The organism is Paraburkholderia sp. UCT2 (genome assembly GCF_014397665.1).
GTDB classification, from domain to species: Bacteria; Pseudomonadota; Gammaproteobacteria; order Burkholderiales; family Burkholderiaceae; genus Paraburkholderia; species Paraburkholderia tuberum.
Genome location: NZ_VZQO01000021.1, coordinates 126,138 through 133,131 on the forward strand (window position 1 = coordinate 126,138; position 6,994 = coordinate 133,131).

Here is a 6,994-nt window from a genome sequence, read left to right on the forward strand (position 1 = left end):
GGCTTTTGTTCTTCGCTCGCTTAAGCCCTGCCGTCGCGCAACTCGCGGCGCAGGATCTTGCCGACATTGCTCTTCGGCAACTCGGTGCGGAATTCGACGACCTTCGGCCGCTTGTAGCCGGTCAGTTGCGTTTTGCAGTATGCGAAGATCTGTTCGTCGGTCAGCGACGGATCCTTTTTCACGACGAACAGCTTCACTGCCTCGCCGGAATGCTGATCCGGTACACCCACCGCCGCGACTTCGAACACACCCGGCAGCTTTGCGACGACGTCCTCGACTTCATTCGGATACACGTTGAAGCCGGACACCAGAATCATGTCCTTCTTGCGATCGACGATCTTCACAAAGCCGTCCGCGCCCATGATGCCGACGTCGCCTGATTTAAAGAAGCCGTCCGCCGTCATCACCTTGGCGGTTTCGTCGGGCCTGTTCCAGTAGCCCGCCATCACCTGCGGGCCGCGGATGCAGATCTCGCCGGGCTGGCCGGGCGGCACTTCGTTGCCTTCGTCGTCGCGGATCGAGATTTCGGTCGACGGCAGTGGCAGGCCGATCGTGCCGTTGTATTCGGTGGCGGTGACGGGATTGCAGGTCACGCACGGCGACGTTTCCGACAGCCCGTAGCCCTCGACGATCGGCGTGCGCGTCAGCTCGAACCAGCGCTTCGCGACCGCCTCCTGCACCGCCATGCCGCCGCCGTTCGCGGTCAGCAGCTTCGAGAAGTCGAGCTTGTGGAAGTCGGGGCTGTTCAACATCGCGTTGTAGAGCGTGTTGACCGCGGGAATCGTCGTGATCGCATACCCCTCGAGCGACTTGATCATGCCGGGGATATCGCGCGGATTCGGAATCAGCACGCCGAGACCGCCGGTGCGGATGGTCAGCAGCCCGCACACGGTCAGCGCGAACACGTGATACAGCGGCAACGCGACGACCGTAATGAACTGATCGATATCCGTGCGGTTCGCGCGCACCGGATTGAGCCAGACCTCCGACTGCAGCACGTTCGCGATCAGGTTCCGGTGCAGCAGCGTCGCGCCCTTGGCCACGCCGGTGGTGCCGCCCGTGTATTGCAGGAACGCGATATCGTCGGGCCCCTGCTGGACCGGCTTGAACGTCAGACTTGCGCCCTCCGAGACCGTGTCGTTGAACTTGACGTGCCCAGCCAGGCTCCACGCCGGCACCATCTTCTTGACCTTGCGCACGACGAAGTTCACGAGCGGGCCTTTGATGCCCATCAGGTCGCCCATCGCCGCGACGACCACATGCTTGACCGGCGTATTGCGCACGATTGCCTGCAAGGTCCCCGCGAAATTCTCGAGCAGGATGATCGCCTCAGTGCCGCTGTCCTTCAGTTGGTGCTCGAGTTCGCGCGGCGTGTACAGCGGATTCACGTTCACGACCACATAGCCCGCGCGCAGAATCGCGGCGAGCGCGACTGGATACTGCAGCACGTTCGGCATCATGATCGCGACACGCGAGCCGCGCGTGAGCCCTTTCGACTGCAGCCACGCTGCAAGATTGCGCGAAAGCTCGTCGAGTTCACCGTAGCTGATCTGCTTGCCCATGCACACGAACGCCGGCTTTGCGCGGTGTTCGCGAAAGGCTTCCTCGAGCAACTCGGCCACCGACGAATAGCGTGTCGGGTCGATCTCTGCTGGAACGCCGGGCGGATAAGATTTCAGCCAGATTTTCTCCATGCAGCGTCTCCTGAATTATTTTCGAATGGTCGTGCTAAAAACGCATCGTAGCATGGGCATATTGCGGCCAATGGGCAAAGCGATGAGGTTAGACGGCAGCCTCGAACTTGCGAGGCTGGGCGCCAGCTTCAATGTGAGGCGCGGCTTTCAGGCCCGCTCGACTTCGACGAGACAGTCGTAAAACGTCGCCGAACCGCCGAGATCGGTGAGTGCCTGGCTCGTCAACTGGTTCGCGTTGCGGCCGTCCGGCGCGAGCTTCTTCCACCAGATCGACAACCCGACGACCAGGCCTTCGCGCGCCCGGTCGGTCACGCGGGCACGCGCTTGCATCGAGCCGCGGTCATTGAAGATGCGCACCTGATCGCCGTCGCCGATGCCGCGCGCGTGCGCGTCGGCAGGGTGGATGTCCAGATGCGGCTCGCCTTCCGTCGCGCGCAGACTCTCGATGTTCACGAAGGTGCTGTTCAGGAAGTTGCGCGCGGGCGGTGAAATCATCGCGAGCGGATAGCGGGCCGCCAGCTCGGACGCGCCGTCGGCCGATTCGTAGGGTGGCAGGTAGTCCGGCAGCGGGTCGAGGCCCTGTTGCGCAAGGCGCTCGCTGTAGAACTCGCACTTGCCGGATGGCGTGCGAAAACCACCGTCGGCAAATGGCGCGTCAGGCAGATTGAGACGGGCCCAGCCGGCTTGCTTCAGCATCGGCCAGTCGACATCGTCCAGCGTCTTGTCGTCCCAGCGAAATGCGGCTTGCGCGACGGCTTCGTCGCTGTCGAAGAGCGCCGGTTCCGTCATGCCCATGCGGCGCGCTAGGCTGCGGAAGATCTCGGTATTCGGCCGTGCGTCGCCGAACGGCGCGATGGCGGGCAGGTTGACCATCACGTGCGTGTGACCGTACGACTTGTGCACGTCGAGATGCTCGAGCTGCGTCGTGGCAGGCAACAGCAGGTCGGCGTAATCCGCGGTGTCGGTCTGGAAATGCTCGAGCACGATCGTGAACAGATCCTCGCGCGCAAAACCCGCCGCGACGCGTTCGGAGTCCGGTGCGACCGCGACCGGATTCGAGTTGTAGACCACGATCGCCTCGACCTTGGGGCCGAACGTCGCGTCGCCCGGATGCAGCAACGCGTCGCCGATCGCATTCATATTGATCACGCGGCTCGGCTTCGACGGCCAACCGGGCATCAGGTCGGGACGCTGCAACGCGTGCGAGTCGACCGGTGCCCAACCGCTCGACGACAGCAGCGCCCCGCCCGCGCGCTCACGCCATGCGCCGGTCAGCGACGGTAGACACGCGATTGCGCGCACCGCATTGCCGCCGCCACGCACCCGCTGCAGACCGTAGTTCAAGCGGATCGCGGCTTTCTTCGTGCTGGCGTAAAGTCGCGCAAGATCGGCGATTTCCTCTTCTTCGACGCCACAAATTTCACTAACCCGAGACAATGGATAGCTGAGCGCACGCACCTTCAAGTCGGCGAAGCCCAGCGTGTGCGCCGCGATGTACTCGTAGTCGAGCAGATTCTCGGTAATCAGGACGTTCATGATGCCGAGCGCGAGAGCGCCGTCTGTGCCTGGCTTCAGCGCGATGTGTTGATGGCATTTCTCCGCGGTCAGCGAGCGATACGGATCGATTGCGATCAGCCGGGCACCGCGACGTTTGGCTTCCTGCGCGCGCGTCCAGAAATGCAGATTCGATGCGATCGGATTCGCTCCCCAGATCAGGATCACCTCGCTCTCGGCGAAAAACTCGGTGTGCATACCGATGCCGGCGCCGTACGTGTATTTGAGGCCGGCAGCGCCGGCCGCCGCGCAAATCGCGCGATCCAGCTGCGATGCGCCGAGCTTGTGGAAAAAGCGTTGCGCGATGCTATCGCCCTGCACCAAGCCCATCGTGCCCGCGTAGCTGTAAGGCAGAATCGCTTCCGGCGCGCGACGGACAATCTCGCCGAGGCGGCTTGCGGCAAGGTCGAACGCTTCGTCCCAGTTGATTGGCTCGAAACGGCCCTCGCCCTTGCGGCCGACACGCTTCATGGGCGTCGTCAATCGGTTCGGATGGTATACACGCTCCGCGTAACGACTGACCTTTGTGCACAGCACGCCCTGAGTCGGCGGATGGTCGGGATCGCCGGCGACCTTGATCGCCCGTCCATTGTCGATGGTCACGCGCATCGCGCAGGTGTCGGGGCAATCGTGCGGGCACACGGCGCGCGCGAATTCGGTCGGGGCGTTCATCGGCAATGTGTCCTGGCGAGCAGTAAGCGGTCGCGCAAAGTGGAATTTTATTACGTCTATAGGCAGCCGACCTCGGTGGCGCCACCAAAAATGCCTTCGGCGTAGAATGAATCATCCGCAGTGCCCGGGCCGACGTGGTCCGCGGCGATCTCATGCTCGTCAAGCACAAACGCATAATCACTCCATCATGAAACTCATCCCCGAAATTCAGGCCGCTCGCGGCGAAATCCAGACCCTTCGACGAACCATCCATGCCCACCCGGAGCTGCGCTACGAAGAGACGGCGACTGCTGATCTCGTCGCGCGTTCGCTCGAGTCCTGGGGCATCGAGACCCACCGTGGTTTCGGCAAGACGGGCGTGGTCGGCGTATTGAAACGAGGTAACGGCTCGCGCGCGATTGGTCTGCGAGCCGACATGGACGCGCTGCCGATCCAGGAGCTCAACAGCTTCGATCATCGGTCGACGAACGACGGCAAGATGCATGCGTGCGGGCACGACGGACATACGGCGATGCTGCTCGGTGCCGCGCACTACCTGGCCAAACATGGTGCTTTCGACGGCACGATCGTGTTCATTTTCCAGCCGGCTGAAGAAGGCGGCGCCGGCGCGAAGGCTATGATGGACGACGGCTTGTTCAACAAATTCCCCGTGGACGCCGTGTTTGGCATTCACAACTGGCCGGGTATGCCGGCGGGCCACTTCGGCGTGACCGAAGGCCCGATCATGGCGTCGAGCAATGAATTTCGCATCGAAATCAAGGGCGTCGGCTCGCATGCAGCGCTACCGCACAATGGCCGTGATCCGGTCTTTGCGGCGGTGCAAATTGCCAACGGGCTGCAAAGCATCATCACGCGAAACAAAAAGCCGCTGGATACTGCGGTATTGTCGATAACGCAGATACATGCGGGCGATGCGGTCAATGTAGTACCGGACGACGCATGGATCGCGGGGACCGTTCGGACCTTCACTACAGAAACGCTCGACCTGATCGAGTCACGCATGCGCAAGATCGCGCACAGTACAGCCGAAGCATACGATTGCTCCGTTCAGATCCAATTCCACCGGAACTATCCCCCGACGATCAACAGCAGCGAGGAAGCGCGTTTTGCGGCGTCGGTCATGAAAGAGATCGTTGGCGCGGAAAATGTCGATGACGCGGTTGAACCGACCATGGGTGCCGAAGATTTTTCGTTCATGCTGCTGGCGAAACCGGGTTGCTATGCGTTTTTGGGCAACGGCGATGGCGGCCACCGCGAGGCGGGCCACGGCGCGGGCCCTTGTATGCTGCACAACGCGAGTTATGACTTTAACGACGAGTTGTTGCCGGTGGGATCGACGTATTGGGTCCGACTGGCGCAGAAGTTTCTGGCGCAAGGGAAGTAGAGAGTTGATGGAGCGGCCCCCTGAATCGCCGGACACAGTTTCCCACTTCAAATAGCGGGTAGGCATATGACTGTGTTTTTGACTAGCAACAAACAAGAAGTGATGGAAGTGTTGATGGGACCGGAACGCCGGCGGCGGTGGTGAGAGAGAGTTTCGAGCCGGGCAAGTCGGTCTCGATGGTTGCACGCGAGCACGGCGTGAATCCGAACCAGCTGTTTCACTGGCGCAAGCTGTATCGGGATGGCAGCCTGTCGGCTGTCAGTGCCGGCGGGGAAGTCGTACCAGCGTCGGAGCTGAGCGATGCGCTGAAGCAAATCAGGGAACTCCAGCGACTGCTCGGCAAAAAGACAATGGAGAACGAGATACTCCGTGAGGCGGTGGAGGTGGCGAAGTCGCGAAAATGGATTGCGCGCTCTCCCTCATTGCCGGGGGACGAGCAGTGAAGCAGGTCTGCGACGTTCTCGGCGTAGCGCGCTCAAACGTGGCGGCAAGGCTTGCACCGTCCAGCCGACTGGCAGGATGGACGCAGCGCCAAGAAGACGGACGATGCCGGGCTGGTCGAAGAAATACGGCTGACCGTCACTGACCTGCCGAGCTATGGTTATCGCCGGGTCTGGGGTATATTGCGGTCGGCAGCGGGAGAACGAGTTGAAAAGCGTTGAGGCGGGCGGAGGTGTCGCTTGCTTCAATGCTGTTTGGTAAGCACCTCACGACGACCGTCGTAGACGGCGGCGAGAACCGACATCAAAGTGGTGCCCATCATTTTCGATTTGATGGACATCACTGTGACAGAGTCGGAAGCCAGGCCGGGTAGCCGCAAGGGACGCCCGAATTATGATCGCGAGTTTCGACGCCGGCTTGCGGCCGCGGCATGTGAGCCTGGTGCGTCGGTCGCGAAGCTGGCGCGGGACAATGGCATCAATGCAAACATGCTGTTTGCCTGGCGGCGTCGCTATCGCGAGCAATTGCAGGCGGAAACGACCTGCCTGATTCCAGTGGCGGTGGTTCATGAGATGCCGCCGCAGCGCGTGGCGATGCCCCCAGATGCAAGGGACGTCTGCAACCGGACTGCACGAGCCGGGACGATCGAGATCCGGTTCGGTGACGTGGTAGTCAAGGTCAACGGCGTTGTCGACGCCGACACGCTACGCGTCGTCCTGGGGAGCGTGCGATCGTGATCTCTCTACCCACGGGTACACGCGTCTGGCTGGTGGCAGGCGTCACCGACATGCGCTGCGGGTTCCAGGGGCTGGCGGCAAAGGTGCAGACGGCGCTCGAGGACAATCCGCTGGGTGGCAACGTGTTCATCTTCCGGGGCCGGCGCGGCGATCTCGTGAAGGTCATGTGGGCGACCGAAGACGGGCTCTGGCTTCTTGCGAAGCGGCTTGAGCGTGGTCGCTTCGTCTGGCCACACGCCGATGGCGGCAAGGTCCATCTGACGGCGGCGCAACTGTCGATGTTGCTCGAAGGCATCGATTGGCGGCAGCCGCGTCGTACGGCTGCGCTGTCGATGTTGTAAACCGCGAGGAAGGCTCGTAAACTGCGCCGCATGTCGAACGGCGCCGAACTTCCTGACGATGTTGAAACTCTGCGGGCCTTGCTGGTCGAGGCCCGTGCCCAGCTTGCCGAGCGCGATCTGGAGATCGGGCAGCTCAAGGCGCAGATCGACAGGCTCAAGCGCATGCAGTTC

The 6,994-nt window shown here is 62.1% G+C and carries 5 protein-coding genes and 1 pseudogene; 4 read left to right on the forward strand and 2 right to left on the reverse strand.

The features are described 5' to 3' along the window. Window positions 1-20 precede the first annotated feature (20 nt). Complete coding sequence (locus F6X39_RS19215; protein ID WP_187617731.1) at window positions 21-1,694, reverse strand: long-chain fatty acid--CoA ligase; 1,674 nt, start codon at window positions 1,692-1,694, stop codon at window positions 21-23. 147 nt (window positions 1,695-1,841) lie between these two features. Then, a complete protein-coding gene (locus F6X39_RS19220) occupies window positions 1,842-3,920 on the reverse strand; it encodes a molybdopterin-dependent oxidoreductase (RefSeq protein ID WP_187617732.1) in 2,079 nt (692 codons plus the stop codon). Window positions 3,921-4,107: 187 nt separating this feature from the next. On the opposite strand from F6X39_RS19220, the gene F6X39_RS19225 reads away from it, so the two are divergent. The 4 genes and pseudogenes from F6X39_RS19225 to tnpB all read left to right on the forward strand — a co-directional run bounded on the left by F6X39_RS19225 (window position 4,108) and on the right by tnpB (window position 6,823). Further along, on the forward strand, window positions 4,108-5,304 hold the full coding sequence (locus tag F6X39_RS19225) for a M20 aminoacylase family protein (protein WP_184022853.1): 1,197 nt from the start codon (window positions 4,108-4,110) through the stop codon (window positions 5,302-5,304). Window positions 5,305-5,406: 102 nt separating this feature from the next. Continuing rightward, window positions 5,407-5,936 (forward strand): annotated as a pseudogene (locus F6X39_RS19230) (transposase); the annotation flags it as partial. A 117-nt stretch (window positions 5,937-6,053) separates the two neighbouring features. After that, the gene (tnpA, locus tag F6X39_RS19235) at window positions 6,054-6,482 is read left to right on the forward strand and encodes an IS66-like element accessory protein TnpA (RefSeq protein ID WP_316251700.1); all 429 of its coding nucleotides are present in this window, start codon (window positions 6,054-6,056) and stop codon (window positions 6,480-6,482) included. A 32-nt stretch (window positions 6,483-6,514) separates the two neighbouring features. Continuing rightward, entirely contained in the window at window positions 6,515-6,823 is a 309-nt protein-coding gene (gene tnpB / locus F6X39_RS19240) for an IS66 family insertion sequence element accessory protein TnpB (protein ID WP_018417950.1), read from the forward strand. Window positions 6,824-6,994: the final 171 nt, after the last annotated feature.

Coding starts and splice junctions, on each gene's coding strand:
- F6X39_RS19215 (WP_187617731.1), bottom strand. CDS start 1,694: ATGGAGAAAATCTGGCTGAAATCTTATCCGCCCGGCGTTCCAGCAGAG.
- F6X39_RS19220 (WP_187617732.1), bottom strand. CDS start 3,920: ATGAACGCCCCGACCGAATTCGCGCGCGCCGTGTGCCCGCACGATTGC.
- F6X39_RS19225 (WP_184022853.1), top strand. CDS start 4,108: ATGAAACTCATCCCCGAAATTCAGGCCGCTCGCGGCGAAATCCAGACC.